The 18,089-nt window shown below is 72.5% G+C and carries 16 protein-coding genes and 1 riboswitch; of the genes, 12 read left to right on the top strand and 4 right to left on the bottom strand.

Annotated elements, in window-relative coordinates; translation table 11 throughout:
• Window positions 1-213 precede the first annotated feature (213 nt).
• The 5 genes from LB823_RS05680 to LB823_RS05660 all read left to right on the top strand — a co-directional run bounded on the left by LB823_RS05680 (window position 214) and on the right by LB823_RS05660 (window position 4,766).
• Window positions 214-837, top strand: a complete 624-nt coding sequence (locus LB823_RS05680; RefSeq protein ID WP_224645791.1) for a hypothetical protein — start codon at window positions 214-216, stop codon at window positions 835-837.
• A gap of 2 nt (window positions 838-839) precedes the next feature.
• Entirely contained in the window at window positions 840-1,757 is a 918-nt protein-coding gene (gene miaA / locus LB823_RS05675) for a tRNA (adenosine(37)-N6)-dimethylallyltransferase MiaA (RefSeq protein WP_374201277.1), read from the top strand.
• 30 nt (window positions 1,758-1,787) lie between these two features.
• Window positions 1,788-2,636: a diaminopimelate epimerase gene (gene dapF, locus LB823_RS05670; protein WP_224645797.1), complete on the top strand. Its 849-nt coding sequence runs from the start codon at window positions 1,788-1,790 to the stop codon at window positions 2,634-2,636.
• Between the two features lie 73 nt (window positions 2,637-2,709).
• Window positions 2,710-4,119 carry a GTPase HflX gene (gene hflX, locus LB823_RS05665; protein WP_224645789.1) on the top strand — a complete coding sequence of 470 codons (1,410 nt, stop codon included), beginning with the start codon at window positions 2,710-2,712 and terminating at the stop codon, window positions 4,117-4,119.
• Entirely contained in the window at window positions 4,116-4,766 is a 651-nt protein-coding gene (locus LB823_RS05660) for a DUF1345 domain-containing protein (RefSeq protein ID WP_224645788.1), read from the top strand. Before hflX ends, LB823_RS05660 begins: the two co-directional genes overlap by 4 nt.
• Here LB823_RS05660 and LB823_RS05655 read toward each other — a convergent pair.
• Complete coding sequence (locus tag LB823_RS05655) at window positions 4,763-5,341, bottom strand: QsdR family transcriptional regulator (protein ID WP_224645787.1); 579 nt, start codon at window positions 5,339-5,341, stop codon at window positions 4,763-4,765. The two genes, LB823_RS05660 and LB823_RS05655, sit on opposite strands and share 4 nt — an antisense overlap.
• Window positions 5,342-5,392: 51 nt before the next feature.
• Between LB823_RS05655 and LB823_RS05650 the strand changes: the two genes are divergently transcribed.
• From LB823_RS05650 to LB823_RS05640, 3 genes are all read left to right on the top strand, one after another.
• Complete coding sequence (locus LB823_RS05650) at window positions 5,393-6,625, top strand: acyl-CoA dehydrogenase family protein (protein WP_224645786.1); 1,233 nt, start codon at window positions 5,393-5,395, stop codon at window positions 6,623-6,625.
• Window positions 6,626-7,780, top strand: coding sequence for an acyl-CoA dehydrogenase family protein (locus LB823_RS05645; RefSeq protein ID WP_224645785.1), 1,155 nt, complete (start codon window positions 6,626-6,628; stop codon window positions 7,778-7,780).
• Between the two features lie 4 nt (window positions 7,781-7,784).
• Window positions 7,785-7,872, top strand: a riboswitch (ZMP/ZTP riboswitch).
• A 15-nt stretch (window positions 7,873-7,887) separates the two neighbouring features.
• The gene (locus LB823_RS05640; RefSeq protein ID WP_224645784.1) at window positions 7,888-8,709 is read left to right on the top strand and encodes a bifunctional 5,10-methylenetetrahydrofolate dehydrogenase/5,10-methenyltetrahydrofolate cyclohydrolase; all 822 of its coding nucleotides are present in this window, start codon (window positions 7,888-7,890) and stop codon (window positions 8,707-8,709) included.
• Here LB823_RS05640 and LB823_RS05635 read toward each other — a convergent pair.
• The gene (locus LB823_RS05635) at window positions 8,706-9,545 is read right to left on the bottom strand and encodes a LysR family transcriptional regulator (RefSeq protein ID WP_224645783.1); all 840 of its coding nucleotides are present in this window, start codon (window positions 9,543-9,545) and stop codon (window positions 8,706-8,708) included. The two genes, LB823_RS05640 and LB823_RS05635, sit on opposite strands and share 4 nt — an antisense overlap.
• A 79-nt stretch (window positions 9,546-9,624) precedes the next feature.
• Here LB823_RS05635 and LB823_RS05630 point away from each other — a divergent pair, with 79 nt between their 5' ends.
• Window positions 9,625-10,566 carry a DMT family transporter gene (locus LB823_RS05630; RefSeq protein ID WP_224645782.1) on the top strand — a complete coding sequence of 314 codons (942 nt, stop codon included), beginning with the start codon at window positions 9,625-9,627 and terminating at the stop codon, window positions 10,564-10,566.
• Here LB823_RS05630 and lexA read toward each other — a convergent pair.
• Window positions 10,544-11,254 carry a transcriptional repressor LexA gene (gene lexA / locus LB823_RS05625; protein WP_224645781.1) on the bottom strand — a complete coding sequence of 237 codons (711 nt, stop codon included), beginning with the start codon at window positions 11,252-11,254 and terminating at the stop codon, window positions 10,544-10,546. The genes LB823_RS05630 and lexA overlap by 23 nt on opposite strands.
• Window positions 11,255-11,508: 254 nt before the next feature.
• On the opposite strand from lexA, the gene LB823_RS05620 reads away from it, so the two are divergent.
• Both LB823_RS05620 and nrdR read left to right on the top strand, forming a co-directional pair.
• The gene (locus LB823_RS05620) at window positions 11,509-12,144 is read left to right on the top strand and encodes a hypothetical protein (protein ID WP_224645780.1); all 636 of its coding nucleotides are present in this window, start codon (window positions 11,509-11,511) and stop codon (window positions 12,142-12,144) included.
• A gap of 214 nt (window positions 12,145-12,358) precedes the next feature.
• Window positions 12,359-12,832, top strand: a complete 474-nt coding sequence (gene nrdR / locus LB823_RS05615) for a transcriptional regulator NrdR (protein WP_224645796.1) — start codon at window positions 12,359-12,361, stop codon at window positions 12,830-12,832.
• Window positions 12,833-12,864: 32 nt separating this feature from the next.
• Here the strand turns inward: nrdR and hrpA are convergent, their stop codons facing one another.
• Window positions 12,865-16,809 (bottom strand): ATP-dependent RNA helicase HrpA, encoded by a 3,945-nt coding sequence (hrpA, locus tag LB823_RS05610; RefSeq protein ID WP_224645779.1) that lies wholly within the window; start codon window positions 16,807-16,809, stop codon window positions 12,865-12,867.
• 20 nt (window positions 16,810-16,829) lie between these two features.
• Between hrpA and LB823_RS05605 the strand changes: the two genes are divergently transcribed.
• The gene (locus tag LB823_RS05605; protein ID WP_224645778.1) at window positions 16,830-18,083 is read left to right on the top strand and encodes an aspartate aminotransferase family protein; all 1,254 of its coding nucleotides are present in this window, start codon (window positions 16,830-16,832) and stop codon (window positions 18,081-18,083) included.
• Window positions 18,084-18,089 lie beyond the last annotated feature (6 nt).

Below are 18,089 nucleotides of genomic sequence, written 5' to 3'. Positions count from 1 at the left end.
GCTTGGGGCCGGGCCGGGCGCCCGGGGTCGGCTTGGGAGCGGCGTTCTCGATCGGAGTGGTCTCGGCGATCGGGTCGTTCTCGGCCACGGGGTTCCCCTTCGTCTGCGCCGCGCGTCACGGCTGCCGGTCGTCATGGACCCGCACTGCGCGCGGGCCCGGATCCATTGAAGCACTCCGCGGGCGCCCTGGCGCGATCGATTAGCGTTCTTCTCGTGCACCCGTCCCCGCGCGACCACCGGCCCGTGGCCGTCATCCCCGGCGCTCCGCTGCTCGTTCCCGAGCTGGTGGGCGCCCCCGGCGACCCGGATGCCGACCGGCTGCGCGGCGCCGCGCTCGCCGCGGGGGCGTGGCTCGGCGCCCGCGCCCGCACCTGGCGTGTCGTCGCGTCCGCGCCCGTGACCAGGGGCGACGAGGCCTCTGCGGGGACGTTCGCCGGGTTCGGCGCCGACGTCATCGTCACGACGGGGCCCGGCGCACCGTCGAACGACCTGCCGCCCAGCCCGACGTGGCCGCTCCCGCTGCTGCTCGCCGCCTGGCTCCGGGGGAGCGCGGCGCCGGCGGCCCGGATCGTCGACGACGCCGACGCGGAGGGCGTGCTCTTCGTGCTCGACGGACCGAACACCCTGACCGCCCGCGCGCCGGGCGGCCACCGTCCGGAGGACGAGGCGGTCTTCGAGGCCCAGGTCGACGCGGTCCGTGCGGGCGGCCCCGTCGACGGGCTCGACGACGGCTGGCGCGCCGCGGCCGAGGCCTGCGCGGGCGGCCCCGTCGACGTGCTCTACCGCGACGCCCCGTTCGGCGTCGGCTACCTCGTCGCCACCGGCGGCGCTGCGTGACGGTGACCCGGCCGATCGCCGTCGTCGGCCCCACCGCGACCGGCAAGTCGGACCTCGCGCTCGACCTCGCCGAACGGCTGGACGGCGAGATCATCAACATCGACGCCATGCAGATGTACCGGGGCATGGACATCGGCACGGCGAAGCTGCCCGTCGAGGAGCGGCGCGGGATCCCGCACCATCAGCTCGACGTGCTGGAGGTGACCGAGACCGCCACCGTCGCCGCTTACCAGGAGCGGGCCCGCGCCGACGCCGAGGCGCTGCTCGCCGCGGGCCGCACCCCGGTCATCGTCGGCGGCTCGATGATGTACTTCCAGGCCCTGCTCGACGAGTGGAGCTTCCCCGCGACCGACCCGGACGTGCGGCGGCGGTTCGAGGACCGCCTCGCCGAGGTCGGGCCCCTCGCCCTGCACCGCGAGCTGGCCGCGCTCGACCCCGCCGCGGGCGCGAAGATCCTCACCACCGACGGCCGCAGGATCGTCCGCGCCCTCGAGGTCGTGACCATCACCGGCGAGCCCTTCGCCGCGTCCGCGCCCGAGATCGGCCCGGCCCGCTGGGACACCGCGATCGTCGCCCTCGACCGCGACACGGAGGAACTCGACGCCCGGATCGACCTGCGCACCCGGCGCATGTTCGACGGCGGTCTCGTCGACGAGGTCCGTGCCCTCGAGGAGCGGGGCCTGCGGGAGGGCGTCACCGCGGCCCGCGCGATCGGCTACGCCCAAGTGCTCGCCGCGCTCGACGGCGAGTACGACCTCGAGCAGGCGCGCGAACTGACCTTCATCGGCACGCGGCGGTACGTCCGCCGGCAGCGGTCGTGGTTCCGGCGCGATCCCCGCGTCGTCTGGCTGGACGCCGCGGCGCCGGACCTGCTCGGCGCCGCGCTCGCCGCGCACGCCGCCCCGCCGTGGCGGCCATGACGCGCCCGTAGACTGGTTCCTATGACCGCAGTGGACTTCCTCAAGGGCCACGGCACGGAGAACGACTTCGTGATCCTGCCGGACCCGGGCGTCGACATCGACCTCACGCCCGAGCTCGTCGCCGCCCTCTGCGACCGCCGCGCCGGCATCGGCGGTGACGGCGTGCTCCGCGCCGCCCGCGCGGGTGAGCTGCTGGACGCCGGCGTCCTCGACGCGCTGCCCGCCGGCGTGGCCCGCGAGGACTGGTTCATGGACTACCGCAACTCCGACGGCTCGATCGCCGAGATGTGCGGCAACGGCGTGCGCGTCTTCGCCCACTTCCTCGCTGCGAACGCGCTGGTGGCGGGCGATGAGTTCACGGTCGGCTCCCGGGCCGGCGCTAAGCCGGTGCGCGTGCACCACGCCGACCCCGAGACCGCCGAGGTCTCCGTCGCGATAGGCGTGCCCCGCGTCTTCGGCAGCTCGTCCGCCGGGGTCGACGGGCGCGACCTGGCCGGGATCGCCGTCGACGTGGGCAACCCGCACCTCGCCTGCATCGTGCCCGGGCTCACCGAGCAGGACCTGCTGGCCCTCGACGTCGCCAGCGCGCCCACCTTCGACCACGGCCTGTTCCCGCACGGCACGAACGTCGAGGTCGTCACCCCGCTGGCCGACGGTGCCGTGCACATGCGCGTGCACGAGCGCGGCTCGGGGGAGACCCGGTCCTGCGGGACCGGCACCGTCGCCGCCGCGGTCGCGGCCCTGCGCGCCGCGGGCCTCGAGACCGGCGCGGTCGACGTGCACGTGCCGGGCGGGGTCGTCACCGTCACCGTCGAGGCCGACGGTGCCGTGCTCCGCGGGCCCAGCCGCCTCGTCGCCTCCGGTACCGCGCGCCTCTGACGACGGCCGCCGCGTTCAGCCCTGGGAAAACCCGCGTGACCTCCCACGTCCCGTCGTGCCACACTGGAGGCATATGACAGACATGGATACCTGGGAGCCGGCCCCGACCGTCGGCGAACTCCAGTTGCAGGAGCGTTCGTCGCTCCGTCGCGTCGTCGGCCTCTCGACCGAGCTCGACGACGTCACCGAGGTCGAATACCGCCAGTTGCGTCTCGAGCAGGTCGTGCTCGTGGGCGTGTGGACCTCCGGCTCCGCGGCGCAGGCCGACGCCTCGCTCGCCGAGCTCAAGGCACTGGCCGAAACCGCGGGCTCCGCGGTCCTCGAGGGACTGATCCAGCGTCGCGACCGGCCCGACCCCGCCACCTACATCGGCTCCGGCAAGGCGCACGAACTCCGCGAGGTCGTGCTCGCGACCGGCGCCGACACGGTGATCTGCGACGGCGAGCTCACGCCCGCGCAGCTCAACGCCCTGGAGAAGGTGGTGAAGGTCAAGGTCATCGACCGCACCGCCCTGATCCTCGACATCTTCGCCCAGCACGCGACGTCCCGCGAGGGCAAGGCGCAGGTCAGCCTTGCGCAGATGGAGTACATGCTGCCCCGCCTGCGCGGTTGGGGCGAGGCGCTGTCCCGGCAGGCCGGCGGTCGCGCGGGCAGCAACGGCGGCGTGGGCCTCCGTGGTCCGGGTGAGACGAAGATCGAGACCGACCGTCGCCGGATCCGTGAGCGGATGGCGAAGCTGCGCCGCGAGATCAAGGGCATGAAGCAGGCCCGGGACACCAAGCGTGGCTCGCGTCGCCGCTCGGGCGTACCCGCCGTGGCGATCGCCGGGTACACCAACGCCGGGAAGTCGAGCCTGCTCAACGCGCTCACCGACGCCGGCGTGCTGGTGCAGAACGCGCTGTTCGCCACCCTCGACCCGACCACCCGGCAGGGCGTGCTCACGGACGGCCGCGACGTCGTCCTCACCGACACCGTCGGCTTCGTGCGGCACCTGCCCACCCAGCTCGTCGAGGCCTTCCGGTCGACGCTCGAGGAGGTCGTCGACGCCGACCTGCTGCTGCACGTCGTCGACGGCAGCGACGTGATGCCGCAGCGCCAGATCGACGCCGTGCGGCAGGTCCTGCGCGATGTCGCGGGGGAGCGGGAGGCGTCGCTGCCGCGGGAGTTGCTCGTGGTCAACAAGATCGACGCCGCCGATCCGGTGGTGCTGGCCCAGCTGCGCGTCGCGCTGCCCGAGGCGGTCTTCGTCTCGGCGCATTCGCGCGAGGGCATCGACGAGCTGCTCGAGCGGATGACGCAGCTCATCACCGCGGGCGACGTCGAGGTCAGCACACTCCTGCCCTACGACCGCGGCGACCTCGTCGCGCGGATCCACGCCGAGGGCACCGTCGTCAGCGCCGAGCACGAGGCCGACGGTACGCGGATCGTCGCCCGGGTCCCCGGGCCCCTCGCCGGAGCCCTGGCGCAGTACCCGGCGTCGTGAGCGAGACCCGCGACCTCCCGCCCTCGGCGTCCGCGCGCGCCGCGCTCGCCCTCGCCGTCGGCGCCGTCACGACGGTGGCCGTCGGCGTCCCGCTGGGCTTCTCGCTGGGCGCGCTGCTGGGCATCGGCACGGCGGCCGCGGTCTTCGCCGCCGTCGGGTGGTTCGTGTTGTGGCCGCTGGACGACGCCGCCACCCGGGCGACGGTGCGCCGCGAGAACTTCCGGCCCCGGGTCGCCGAGCTCGTGGTGGGGGTGATCGCGATCAGCGGCCTCGCGGCGATCGTGATCCTGCTGCTCGCGGGCCGCACCGACGCGCGGAACGTGGCCGCGGCGGGTGCGCTACTCGCCGCCTTCGCCGTGTGGGCCTCGCTGCACCTGACCTACGCCACGCAGTACGCCGCGCTCTACTACGGCGACGAGGGCGACGAGCCGGGCGGCATCGACTGGGGGACGGACGACCCGCCCTCGTACCGCGACTTCTTCTACTTCAGCTACAACCTCGGCATGACCTATCAGGTCTCCGACAACTCGGTCTCCACCCGGGAGCTCCGCAGCGTGGTGTTGCGGCACTGCCTGCTCTCGTACGCCTTCGGCACCGTCATCCTCGCGACGGCGATCAACCTCGTCGTCGGCATCGTCTCCGGCTAGGGCCGGCCCGCCCCGTCGAGGAGCAGCTCGACGAGGGCCGCGGCCTTGTCCGGCTGGGGCGGCGTACCGATGATCATGTCGGACCACAGGAACGACTCCGCGAGCCGGACGATCGCGTAGGCGAGGTCCGCCCGGGATACGCCGCGGGCGGCGTCGGAGGACGGGACGGCGATGTCGGCCAGCCAGCCCGCGACCCACTCGATCAGCCGCGCCTGCACCACGCTGCCGCCCGACTGCAGGACCCGCATCGCGAACTCCGGTTCGTCCGTGGCGAATCCGGCGAGCGGGGGATAGTCGCGCACCTCGTGCGCGAGCCGCCCGAACGAGCGGAGGAAGGCCGCGCGGTCGCGGACCGGCTCGGCGGCCTCGACCCGTGCGATCGCCTGCGCGATGCCGAGCCAGATCGCCTCGCCCACCACCTGTTCGCGGCCCTCGAACCACCGGTACAGCGTGGCCCGGCCGATCCCGCTCGCCTTCGCGAGCTGCCCCAGGTCCACCCGTCGGCCCTCGCGGAACCACTGCGCGGCGCGGTGGATCACCTCGACCTGGTTGTCAGGACGCTCCGGATGAGACATACTCCTATTTTGTCTCGCCAGTGCGAGGGTGTCAACGAGGGGAAGACCCGGATGGATGTGACGTTCACGGCGGAGGAAGAGGCCTTCCGCGACGAGGTGCGGGAGTTCCTCGACACGCACCTCACCGACGATCTGCGGGCGGCCGGCAGGCTGGCGACCAGCGTCTACTCCGATCACGAGGCGAGCCTGCAGTGGCAGGCGATCCTGCACAAGCAGGGGTGGGCCGCGCCCGGATGGCCCGTGGAGTGGGGCGGCTGCGACTGGTCGGTCGCGCAGCACTACATCTTCTCGCGCGAATCCGTGCTCGCCGGCGCTCCCTTCCTGTCGCCGATGGGGATCCGGATGGTCGCGCACGCCATCGTGAAGTTCGGGACCGAGGAGCAGAAGAAGTTCTTCCTCCCGGGCATCCTCGACGAGTCGGTCTTCTTCTGCCAGGGCTACTCCGAGCCCGAATCCGGTTCGGACCTCGCCTCGTTGGCGATGCGCGCGGAGTCCGACGGCGACGACCTCGTGCTCACCGGATCCAAGATCTGGACCACCCACGCGCGCGAGGCGAACTGGATGTTCGCGCTGGTCCGCACCTCGAAGCAGGAGCGCAAGCAGCAGGGCATCACGTTCCTGCTCCTCGACATGACGGTGCCCGGCATCGAGATCCAGCCGCTCGTCATGGCCTCCGGCGAGGAGGTGCAGAACGTGGTCTTCTTCGACAGGGTTCGGGTGCCGAAGGCCAACGTGCTGGGGAAGATCGACGAGGGCTGGACGGTCGCCAAGTACCTCCTCGAGTTCGAGCGCGGCGGCGGCGCCGCGGCTCCCTGGATGCAGGTCTCGCTCGACCGGCTCGCCGAGGAGGCGACGACGGTGCCCGGCCGCGGCGGGCGGCCGTTGTCCGAGGACGACGACTTCCGCCTCGGGCTGGCGGAGCTGCGCGCCCGCGTCGACGTCCTGGAGATCCTCGAGCACCGCTCGCTCGCCGTGCTCGCCGCGGGCGGCAACCCGGGCACCGCGTCGTCGATGCTCAAGATCCTGGGTACGGAGCTGAGCCAGGCGATCACCGAGTTCATCCACAAGAGCGCCGGCCCCCGCGGCCGGGTCTATCAGCCGCACGTCACGCGGCCCGGCGGACCGGTGGTCGAGTACCTTCCGCCCGCCGACGGCGCGCACAGCGGAGACCTGTGGCAGGCCGTCGCGCCGCTGCGCTACTTCAACGATCGTGCGGGCTCGATCTACGCGGGCTCCAACGAGATCCAACGGAACATCCTGGCGAAAGCGGCATTGGGGCTGTAGATGGACTTCACACTCACCGACGAACAGACGATGCTGCGCGACGCCGTGCGGTCCTACCTCGCGGGCCGGTACCCGCTGGTGGAGTCGCGCAGCGCGGCCCGCTCCGAAATCGGGTGGCAACCCGCCGTGTGGGAGGCCTTCGCCTCCGAGCTGGGCATCCTCGCCGCGACGCTGCCCGAGTCCGTGGGCGGATTGGGCGGCGGGCCCGAGGAGATGATGGTGATCGCCGAGGAGCTCGGCGGCGCGCTCGTCGTCGAGCCCTACGTCGGCACCGCCGTCGTGGGCGCCGCCCTGCTGCGCGGATCCGGCGGCGCGGCCGCCGACGCGCTGCTGACGGCGATCGCCGACGGAGGCGCGCGAACCGCGTTCGCGCTCACCGAGCCCGAGTCCGGGCGCGAGTCCTGGGACGTCCAGACGACGGCCGTGCGCGACGGTGACGAGTACGTGCTGTCCGGGGCGAAGATCGTGGTCGCGGACCTGCCGGTCGCGACGCACCTGATCGTCGCCGCCCGCACCGCAGGAGGCCGGCTCGACCGCGACGGGATCTCGCTCTTCCTGCTGGAGTTCGACCCGCAGGCCCCGCCCGCCGGGGTGAGCGCGCAGTACTTCCGCACGATCGACGATCACCACACGGGCGATCTCGTGCTCGCCGATCTCCGCGTGCCCGCGTCCGCGCTGCTCGGCGCCGAGGGCGGGGCCTGGGACGTCATCGAACGCGCCCTCGACGACGGTGCCGCCGCGGTGTGCTGTGAGGGAGTCGGGATCATGCGCCGCGTGGTGGCGGACACGGTGGCCTACGCCAAGCAGCGCCGCCAGTTCGGCGTGCCGATCGGCTCCTTCCAGGCGCTGCAGCACCGCATGGTGGACATGTCGCTCGAGCTCGAGCAATCCGTCGCGGCGAGCTACCTCGCGGTGCTCAACCTCGACGCGGAGCCGCAGGTGCGGCGTCGCGCCGTCTCGGCCGCGAAGATCACCATCGCGCGGGCCGCGCGGTTCGTCGGGCAGAACGCGGTCCAGCTGCACGGCGGCATGGGCATGACGGAGGAGCTGGCGATCGGGCACTGCTTCAAGCGGCTCACCGCCATCGAGACCGAGTTCGGCTCGGCCACCGACCACCTGCACCGGTACGCGGAGGCGAGCGCGCAGGGCGGGTAGCCTCGAGGGTGGCCGTGACTGGCGCTGACGGGGAGCACCCCGGGGGAGCGGCCCACCGGAGTATCCGTGAGCCGCGCGCCTGGGCGTCGAAGTCCCAGGAGGTCGCCATGTCCGTGCCCATCGTTCTCTCCGGAACCCGGCTCGCCGCAGAGCTCAACGGCCGCACCGCCGCACGCGCCGCGGCGCTGCCGTTCACCCCGACCCTGGCCACCGTGCTGGTCGGCGACGACCCGGGATCCGCCACGTACGTGGCGATGAAGCGCCGTCGGTGTTCCGACCACGGCCTGGACTCCCGCTTCGTTCACCTGCCCGCGGAGACCACGACGGCCGAGCTGATCAGTGTGCTCTCCGAGTTGGGGGCTGACGACGGCGTGCACGGCATCCTGTTGCAGCATCCACTGCCGCCGCAGGTGGACGAGTGCGCCGCGTTCGACGCGATCCCTGTGACGAAGGACGTCGACGGCACCTCGAGCGCCGCTTTCGCGGCCGCCGCGCTCGGCAGGCCGGGCCACCGCAGTTGCACGCCCGCAGGAATCGTCGCCTTGCTCGACCATCACGGAGTCGTGCTCGCGGGCGCGGACGTGACCGTGGTCGGGCGCAGCGCGATCCTCGGAAAGCCGCTGTCCGCGATGCTCGTCCAGCGCGACGCGACGGTCACGGTGTGTCACTCCCGCACCCGCGACCTCGCCGCGCACACCCGACGCGCCGACGTCCTCATCGCTGCCGCGGGCCGGCCGGGCCTGATCACCGCCGACATGGTGCGCCCCGGTGCGGTCATCGTCGACGCGGGCTTCACCCCAGGGGACGTCGCCCCGGGCGCGGCCGCGCGCGCCCGCGCCGCGTCCCCGGTGCCGGGTGGCGTCGGACCCATGACCATCGCAGTCCTCCTCAGCCAGACGGTGGACGCGGCGGAGGCGAGCGCGGTCTAGCGGGGAGTGGTCAGTGAGGCGGCGGCACCGCGGACGGCGGCCCGGACCGTCGCCGGCACGCGCGGCCCGACGGTGACCGCGAGAGCGATCGGCGGCAGGTGCGGCATCGTGTCGACGGTGACCAGGCCGTCGGTCGCGTCGATGGCGGGGAGCAGCGTGACCCCCAGGCCGCTGCGGGCCGCGGAGTACAGGCCCGCGAGGTTCGCGGCCTCGGCGGCGATCGTGTAGTCGATCCCGTTGCGCGCGAGCGCGTCCGCCGCGGGCGCGCGCAGCACGCACGGGTCGTCGAAGAGGAGGACGGGCACCGTTCCGGCGGGGCGCTCCCACTCCCGGGCGGCGTACCACTGCAGGTCGATGGGGCCGACGGCGTCCGGGTGATCGCCGGCGGCGAGGAAGACCGCCACGTCGGCGAGACCGCGGTCGACGGCGCCCGCGATCTGCGCACTGCGATCGAACCGGAACTGGGCGGCCCATCCTCCCGGGAGGGCGCCGAAGCCGCGGCTGAGCTCGGGGATGAGCCGGTCGGCGCCGTGCTCGGTCGCGGCGACCGACAGCGTGCGGGTCGTGGGGGAGGCGAGAGCGTGGACGGCGGCGTCGTGCGCGTCGAGAATCGTCTGGGCGTGCCCGAGGAGCCGGTTGCCGTGATCGGTGAACCGGATTCCGCGGCCCGCCTTCTCGACGATCGTGCCGCCCGTCGACTTCTCGAGCCTGCGCAGGTGCGCGCTGACGGTCGACTGCGTGAGGTGGAGCGTCTCGGCGGCGCGGTGGACTCCGCCGCAGCGGGCGATGGCGACCACGCTGCGCAGTGGGACGATGTCCAGGATCGGATCCGGCATGACTGAACGATAGAACCGATCGATCGTGATCGTCAATCATTGTTGGACGGCGGGGGCCTGCGCGTTCGACCATCGAGTCATGAGAATTCCGCCGATGCTCGCGCTCTCCGTCGTGGTGCTGTACGCCTTCGGGTATCCGCTGGGTGCCCTCGGGATCGCGGCGATGAGCCCGTTCCTGCTGCTCTTCCTGCGGTTCGCGGTCTCCGGGGTGTTGATGCTCGGCCTGGTGCGCGCGACCGACCGGCGCCTGCCGCGGGGCGCCGACCTGGGACACGCCGTCGTCGTCGGGCTGCTCACGCAGGCCACGCAGTTCCTGGGCTGCTACCTGGGGCTACAGGCGGGCGTGCCTGCGGGGGTCGCGGCCCTGATCATCGGTGTCAACCCGGCCGTGACGACGGTGGTGGCCCGGATAGCGCTCCGCGAGCGACTCACGGCCCGCCGCGCCCTGGCGGCTCTGCTGGGGCTCGCAGCGGTCGTCACGGCGTGCTGGTCGACGGTGCCGGCCCTGGCCCATGCCGGGGCGGGGATCGGGTTCACGCTGGTGGGACTGGCGGGCATCGCCGTGGGCGGGGTGTACCAGCAGCGGTTCTGCCGCGGCGTCGATCCGTTGGCCGGGAATGCGATCGGCATGGTGGTCGCGGCCGTGCCGGCCGGCGCTCTGACCGTACTGTTCGGCGCGACGGTGAGCGATCCCGTGCAGGGCGCCCTCGTGCTCGTGCTGATGGTGCTGCTGAGTTCGATGACGGCGACGACGCTGTACCTGCGCGTGATCGGCATCGCCGGGGCGAGCGGCGCCGCGATGCTCTTCGCCGTGATCCCGTCGGTCTCCGCGCTGTTCGCCTTCCTGATGCTGGGCGAGGCCCTTCATCCGGGTGTGCTCGCCGGGCTGGTGCTCGGCGGCGCCGCGTGCGCGCTGGCGTCCCTCGGTGGACGACGAACGCCGGCCCCCGACCGAGCGGTCGACGAGCCGGCGCGGCCGGAGGCGAGTGCGGGTGCGGTCAGATCCGACGCATCACGGTGACGACCTTCCCGAGGATCACCGCGTCGTTGCCGTGGATCGGGTCGAAGGCGGGATTGTGCGGCATCAGCCAGACGTCGCGGCCCGTGCGCCGGAAGGTCTTGACGGTGGCCTCGCCGTCGAGCATCGCGGCGACGATGTCGCCGTTCTCGGCGACGGACTGCTGACGCACCACGACCCAGTCCCCGTCGCAGATCGCGGCGTCCGTCATCGACTCGCCGACCACCTTGAGCAGGAACAGTGAGCCCTCGCCCACGAGTTCACGGGGAAGCGGGAAGATCTCCTCCACCGCCTCCTCGGCCAGGATGGGGCCGCCCGCGGCGATGCGCCCCAGCACCGGGACGAACGCGGGCTCCGGCATCCGGTCCTCGTCCTCCATGACCTTCTGGATGACCTGGGCCGTGCGCTCCTCGGCGCCCTGGACGTTCACGGCGCGGGGGCGGTTCGGATCGCGGTGCAGGAAGCCCAGGCGCTCCAGGGTGCGGAGCTGATGCGCCACGGAGGAGGTGGACGTGAGGCCCACCTCGTCGCCGATCTCCCGGATGCTCGGGGGATAGCCGCGCTCGCGGACGGAGCGCCGGATGACTTCCAGGACCTGCTTCTGGCGACGGGTGAGGTGATCCTCGGAGACGTTGCCCTGTGCGTCGCGGAAGCGCTTGTCCCGGTGTTGAACCTGTCGCTCATCTGTCATGTGTCGCTCCTCACGCCCGTTCGGTTCCGACTCCACTGTAGTCCAGCTCGAACGACCTGACAAACATCTGTTCGAGAAATTTGTCCGCGTGTCTTCCGCTCGCTCGAGGGGTGTGGTAGAAATCGAACAGAAGTTCTCTCGAACACTTGCACGCACTCCGGTGTGACTGGTGGGGCTGGATTGAAAACTTGTCAGTCCCCTCCGATAGACCAGTAGGTGAGCGAGAAGGACCCGCTACCGACGAAGGAGAGATCATGACCGCGATCATCGATCGAGACGTCATCATTGCAGCGCAGAGCGCCGCCGCCGAGGCGCAGGCGCTCGTGCGGCACGGTTCGGCGGCCGCCGACCGGCGCGGCGCGACCCGGGCCCGCGGGGTCTCGCCGCGGCTCGCCCGCAGCCGCGGGCGGGAGGTGTCGGCGCTCTCGATCACCTCGTCGAACGGCGCCGCAGAGGGTCTTGTTCGAACGGAGCTCACCGCCGTCCGCGTGACCGGTGCCCGCGGGTCCGCTCGGCGCACCGTCGAACGCCCGGGCGTGCGTACTGCGGGGCGCCGCGCACCCCTCGGCTACTCGCGCGCCGACGGCTGCGCGCGCCGCATCCCCGGCCCGTCCGTCGCGGCGTGCGTCCTGTTCGCCGCCGGCGTCTTCGCCGCGCTGCTGGTGCTGTTCGGCGGCGCGCCCCAGGCGGAGCCCGCGCCCGCCGGTGCGGCGCAGCCCGCCCTCACCTCGGTCGTGACGGTCCGTGCCGGCCAGGACCTCGCGCAGATCGCCCGTGAGATCGCGCCCGAGCGCGCTCAGGCCGCCGTCGTCGCGGAGATCTCGGAGATCAACGGCCTGCAGGGCGGCCGCGTGCACGCGGGGCAGACCCTCGTCACGCCGCGCTACTGACCATCACCCACGAGCGAAGGAGACGCAGATGACCACCCGCATGGCGATAGTGGATTCCCGGCAGGGCGGGCGCTCCGCCCACCTCGACAACGTGGTGCCGTTCCCGCGCCGAGTATTCTCGGAGTCGAGATCGCGGGGCACGTCGGTGGCAGGGGCCACCGTGCTGCAACTGCCCCGCCGGACGTCCGAGCGCAGCCGCGCGGGAGGTGGACCGATGTATTGCCCGTTCTGCAAGAACGAGGACACCCGTGTGGTCGATTCGCGTGTCTTCGACGACGGGCAGGGCATTCGCCGCCGCCGCTCCTGCAACGAGTGCGGGCGCCGCTTCACCACCGTCGAGAGCGCGGTGATGGCCGTCGTGAAGCGCAACGGCGTCACCGAGCCCTTCAGCCGCGAGAAGGTCGTCAAGGGCGTGCGCCGCGCGTGCCAGGGCCGCGACGTCGCCGAGGACGATCTGCACAAGCTCGCCCAGCAGGTCGAGGAGGCGATCCGCGCGATGGGCGTGGCCGAGGTTCCTGCGAACGAGGTGGGCCTCGCCATCCTCGGGCCGCTCCGCGACCTCGACGAGGTGGCCTACCTGCGGTTCGCCTCCGTCTACCAGGGGTTCTCGTCCATCGAGGACTTCGAGGCCGCCATCCGCGATCTCCGCACCCGGGCCGCCGCGGCGGACCCCACCGACGCGGCGTAGCCCGTTTCCGCGCCGGCCCGCGCGGTCGGCTCTCAGGTCAGAGCCGCGATCGCGGCCAGCACCTTCTTCTCCGAGACCGACCCGGCGGTACCGAGCGACTGCGCGAACAGGCTGACCCGCAGTTCCTCGATCAGCCAGTGCACCTGGTCCAGAGCTGCGTCGCGGCGATGCTCGGGCAGTGTGTCCAGCTTCGCGGTCAGGGCGCCGTAGACACGATCCAGCGTCGCCATGCCGCGGTCGTCCCGGTCGATCGACGCGGGTAGCGCGGCCCAGCGCGCGGCGGCGCCCGCGGTGTAGCGCGGCAGGTGTTGCAGATGGACGTCCGCAGTGGCCGCGACGAAGCCGCTGAACAGCAGCCCGTCGAGCTGTTCGGCGATGTCCTCCGCCGCGTCGCGCAGCGCCGGCGGCGCGGACGCGATCGCGCATCGAACCTCGGTGGCCGTCGCCACCGCGGCGGCGACGGCGGCGAAGTTCTGCTGGACCGCCTCGCCGAGCCCGGCGCGCACCGTCGCCGTGAGCGACTCGAACTCGTCCGGCGTCCACGCGAGGCCCGCGCGGACACGGAGATCCGTGATGGCGCGCCGCCGGCAGTCGGCGACGAGGTCCATCGGCGTCGCGTACGGGCTCTGCGACAGCGCCAGCCGTTCCCGCTGTCCGACGGACTGCAGCACCGACTTGTGCCCCGCCGGGAGGACGTTGGCGAGGAGCACGTCGAGCCCGGCCCCCATCAGCGCGGTCTGCTCCGGCTCCGCCGCGACCACCTTCACGCCCGCGGCGTCACCGGCGGGGTAGAGAGTGCCGAAGCCGGTCACGCGGCTGCCGCGCACCTCGGTGTCGATGGTCCGCGGCACGTCGCCGAGCGTGTCCGCGGTCCACTGCTTCGCCGGAGCGCGCTCGTACGCCCCGGCGCGGCTCGACAGGTCCTGCTGCACCGCGGCCCCGAGTTTGCGCTTGAGGGCGTCGAGGTCCTTGCCGGTCCCGAGCACGCGGCCGTCGTCGCCGATCACCGTGAACGTCACCCGCAGGTGATCGGGGATCGCGCCGGTGGCGAAGTCCCCGGCTCGGATCACGGTGCCGGACAGCTGCGTCAGCTCGCGGGCGAGGCCCTCGGTGAGCGGCTCCGCGCGCGGGGTGAGGCGCGCGAGCGCGGCCGCGGCGAAGTCGGGGGCCGGCACCACCTCGCGGCGCAGCTGCTTGGGCAGCGACTTGATCAGCGCGACCGCGAGCTCCTCGCGCATCGCGGGGACGAGCCACTCGAAGCCGTCGGCGCGGACGGTGGACAGGTCCTTGACGGGGATCCGCGCGGTGACGCCGTCGTCGGCCGCACCCGGCTCGAAGCGGTACTTCAGCGGGACCTCGATGCGGCCCTGCAGCCACGACGTCGGGTACGCCTCCGCCGTGACGTCGGCGGCACCGTCGGCGAGGAGGTCGTCGGCGGTGAGGTCCAGCAACCCGGGGTCGGTCCGCGAGGTCTTCTTCCACCAGGAGTCGAAGTGGCGCGCCGAGACGATGCCCTCGGGCACGCGTCGGTCGTAGAAGTCGTAGAGACCGTCCTCGTCCACGACGATGTCCCGGCGGCGGGCCTTGTCCTCGAGGTACTCCGCGTCGTCGAGCAGCGCCCGGTTGCGAGCGAAGAACGGGTGGCGCGTGCGCCATTCGCCCTGGACGAGCGCATGCCGCAGGAAGAGTTCCCGCGCGGCGACGGGGTCGATCCGGCCGAAGTTCACCGTGCGGTCGGCCACCAGCGGCACGCCGAAGAGTGTGACGCGCTCCTTGGCGAGCACGGCCTCCCGCTTCGTGGACCAGTGCGGCTCGGAGTAGTGGTGCTTCGCGAGTGGCCCGGCCAGCTTCTCGGCCCACTCGGGCTCGATCTTGGCGACGGTCCGCGCGAAGAGCCGCGAGGTCTCCACGAGCTCACCGGCCATGACGAACCGCGGCGGCTTCTTGGCGAGTGCGGAGCCGGGAAAGACCAGGAACTTCGCGTTCCGCGCGCCCAGGAACTCCTTGCCGTCCGGCTCGCGCAGGCCGATCTGGGACAGGAGTCCGGCCAGCATCGCCTGGTGGATCAGGTCGGGCGACGGCGCCGGCTCCCGGCCGAGCGAGTCGAGCTTCCACCCCAGGTCCCGGCAGATCTGCCGCAGTTGGCCCTGCAGGTCCTGCCACTCGCGGATCCGCACGTAATGCAGGAACTCCCGCTGGCACTCGCGGCGGAAGGCGCTGGAGGTCAGCTCCGCGCGACGGTCGCCGAGGTGCCGCCACAGGTTCAGGTACGAGAGGAAGTCCGAGGTTGGGTCGGCGAAGCGGGCGTGCTGCGCGTCTGCGGCCTGACGGTGCTCGGCGGGCCGCTCGCGCACATCCTGGATCGACAGCCCGGCGACGATCACGAGCACTTCGGGGAGCACCCCGAACTCGCGGGCGGCGACGAGCATGCGCGCCATGCGCGGGTCGACGGGCAGGTCCGCGAGCTGGCGGCCGACCGCGGAGAGTCGCTTGTGTCCCTCGTGCGCGTCCTCCAGCGCCCCCAGCTCCTCGAGCAGCGCCGTGCCGTCGCGGACGGCCCGCTCGTCGGGCGGCTGCACGAACGGGAAGGCGGAGACCTCGCCCAGCTCCAACGCGGTCATCGACAGGATCACCGAGGCCAGGTTGGTCCGCAGGATCTCGGGATCGGTGTACACGGGCCGCGCGTCGAAGTCGTCCTCCGAGTACAGCCGGATCGCGATGCCGTCGGACGTGCGGCCGCAGCGCCCGGAGCGCTGCTGCGCCGAGGCCTGCGAGACCGGCTCGATGGGGAGGCGCTGTACCTTGGTGCGCACCGAGTACCGGGAGATGCGCGCGGTGCCGGTGTCCACCACGTACTTGATGCCGGGCACCGTCAGCGAGGTCTCGGCGACGTTGGTGGACAGCACGATCCGCCGGCCCGTGTGCGGGGCGAAGACGCGGTGCTGCTCGGCGGAAGACAGGCGTGCGTAGAGCGGCAGGATCTCGGTCCCGGGCCGCACGTGCGCCTGCAGCGCCTCCGCGGCGTCACGGATCTCGCGCTCGCCGGAGAGGAAGACGAGGACGTCGCCGGGTGCCTCGCGGGAGAGCTCGTCGACGGCGTGCACGATCCCGGTGACCTGGTCGAGCGGCTCGGCGTCGTCGGTCATCTCGTCCAGCGGGCGGTACCGGATCTCCACCGGGTAGGTGCGGCCGCTGACCTCGATCACGGGGGCGGGCGTACCGTCGGGCCGCGCGAAGTGGGCGGCGAACCGCTCCGGCTCGATGGTCGCGGATGTGACGATCACCTTGAGGTCGGGCCGGCGGGGCAGGAGCTGCCGCAGGTACCCGAGGAGGAAGTCGATGTTGAGGCTGCGCTCGTGGGCCTCGTCGATGATGATCGTGTCGTAGTCGCGGAGCAGGCGGTCGCGGGTGAGCTCGCGCAGCAGGATGCCGTCGGTCATCAGCTTGACCGAGGTCTTCGCCGACACCCGGTCGGTGAACCGGACGGCGTAGCCGACGGCGTCGCCCAGCTCCGTGTTCGTCTCCTCGGCGATCCGCTCGGCGACGCTGCGGGCGGCGAGTCGCCGGGGCTGGGTGTGGCCGATCATGCCCCGGACGCCGCGGCCGAGCTCGAGGCAGATCTTCGGCAGCTGCGTCGTCTTCCCCGAGCCGGTCTCGCCCGCGAGGATGATGACCTGGTTCTCGGAGATGGCCTTGGCGATCTCCTCGCGCCGCGCGCTGACGGGGAGGTTCTCGGGGTAGACGATCGCCGGCACCGCCGCCGTGCGCTCGGCGTAGCGCGCCCGCGCGGTCTCCACCTCGCGGGCCAGCTTCGGTAGGTCGGAGGGCTTGGCGCGCTTGAGTCTTCCGCGGAGGCGGGCCTCGTCCCGGAGGGTGAGCGCCGGGTCGGCATCGGTGCCGAGCGCGGCGTACAGATCGCGCTTCGACGGTCCGCCCGCGCCGTCGTCTCGTGCGGTGCGCGTCTCCTGCTTCGTCATTTGCGACTAGTTTATCCACCATGAGCGGACAGGGACCCACGACCTCATCGGCACTCTGGCACGGCTTCGCGGACATGGGCGCCGTGCAGCGCGACGGCGCCTTCGTTTTCGCGCGCGGCGAGGGCGCGTACGTCTTCGACACCGACGGCAATCGGTACCTCGACGCGACCGCCGGCCTGTGGTTCGCCAATGTCGGCCACGGCCGCGCCGAGGTCGCCGACGCGGTGCGCGATCAGCTGCTCAAGGTCGCGCACGTGACCGGCTTCGGCGATGCCGCGACCGACACGACCGTCGCCCTCGCGAACCGCCTGCAGGCCATCGCGCCGGTGCCGGACAGCAAGATCTTCTTCACTTCGGGCGGCTCCGATTCGGTCGACTCGGCGATCAAGCTGGCCCGCCGGTACTGGCAGGAGCAGGGACGTCCGGAGAAGAAGCTCATCGTCGGCCGTTCGAACGCCTATCACGGCATGCACGTGGGCGGCACGAGCCTGGGCGGCATCCCGGTGAACGCCGAGGGCTACGGCGGGGTGCTCTTCGACGACACCGCGACGGTCGCGTGGGACGACGCCAAGGAGCTGCTGGGCCTCATCGAGCGGGTCGGCGCGGATGCCATCGCGGCCTTCGTCGCGGAGCCGGTGATCGGCGCCGGCGGCCTGCTGCCCCCGCCGGAGGGGTACCTGCGCGAGGTCCGCGACATCTGCCGTGAGCACGACGTGTTGTTCATCGCCGACGAGGTGATCACGGGCTTCGGCCGGATCGGCGGCGCGTGGTTCGCCTCGAGCCGGTTCGACTTGGAGCCCGACCTGATGACCACGGCCAAGGGGCTCACCAGCGGCTACGTGCCGATGGGCGCCCTGTTCGTGGCACCGCGCGTCGCCGAGCCCTTCTACGGGGGCGGCGTGTGGTGGCGGCACGGCTACACCTACGGAGGCCACGCGGCCGCCGCCGCTGCGTCGATGGCGGTGCTCGACATCATGGAGCGCGAGAACCTGCTCGCCGAGGCGCTGCGGCTGCAGGACACCCTGCTGCGGGAGCTCGCCACGCTGGCCGACCACCCGAAGGTCAAGGACGTGCGGGGCGGCGTCGGCGCCGTCGCCGGCGTGCAGTTGCACGAGCCCGCCGAGGCCATGGCGATGGTGAAGAAGCTTCGGGCGCAGGGCGTCTCCGGCCGCGCCGCCGGCCTCGGAACGCTGCAGTACTCGCCGGCGCTGGTCACCACCGACGAGCAGGTCGCCGAGATCGCCGCGGCGACGCGGCGGGCGCTCGACTCCTGACCGGAG

It is taken from the genome of Tsukamurella sp. M9C, from assembly GCF_020169415.1.
Taxonomy (GTDB): domain Bacteria; phylum Actinomycetota; class Actinomycetes; order Mycobacteriales; family Mycobacteriaceae; genus Tsukamurella.
This window is presented reverse-complemented; position numbering and strand designations above follow the sequence as displayed.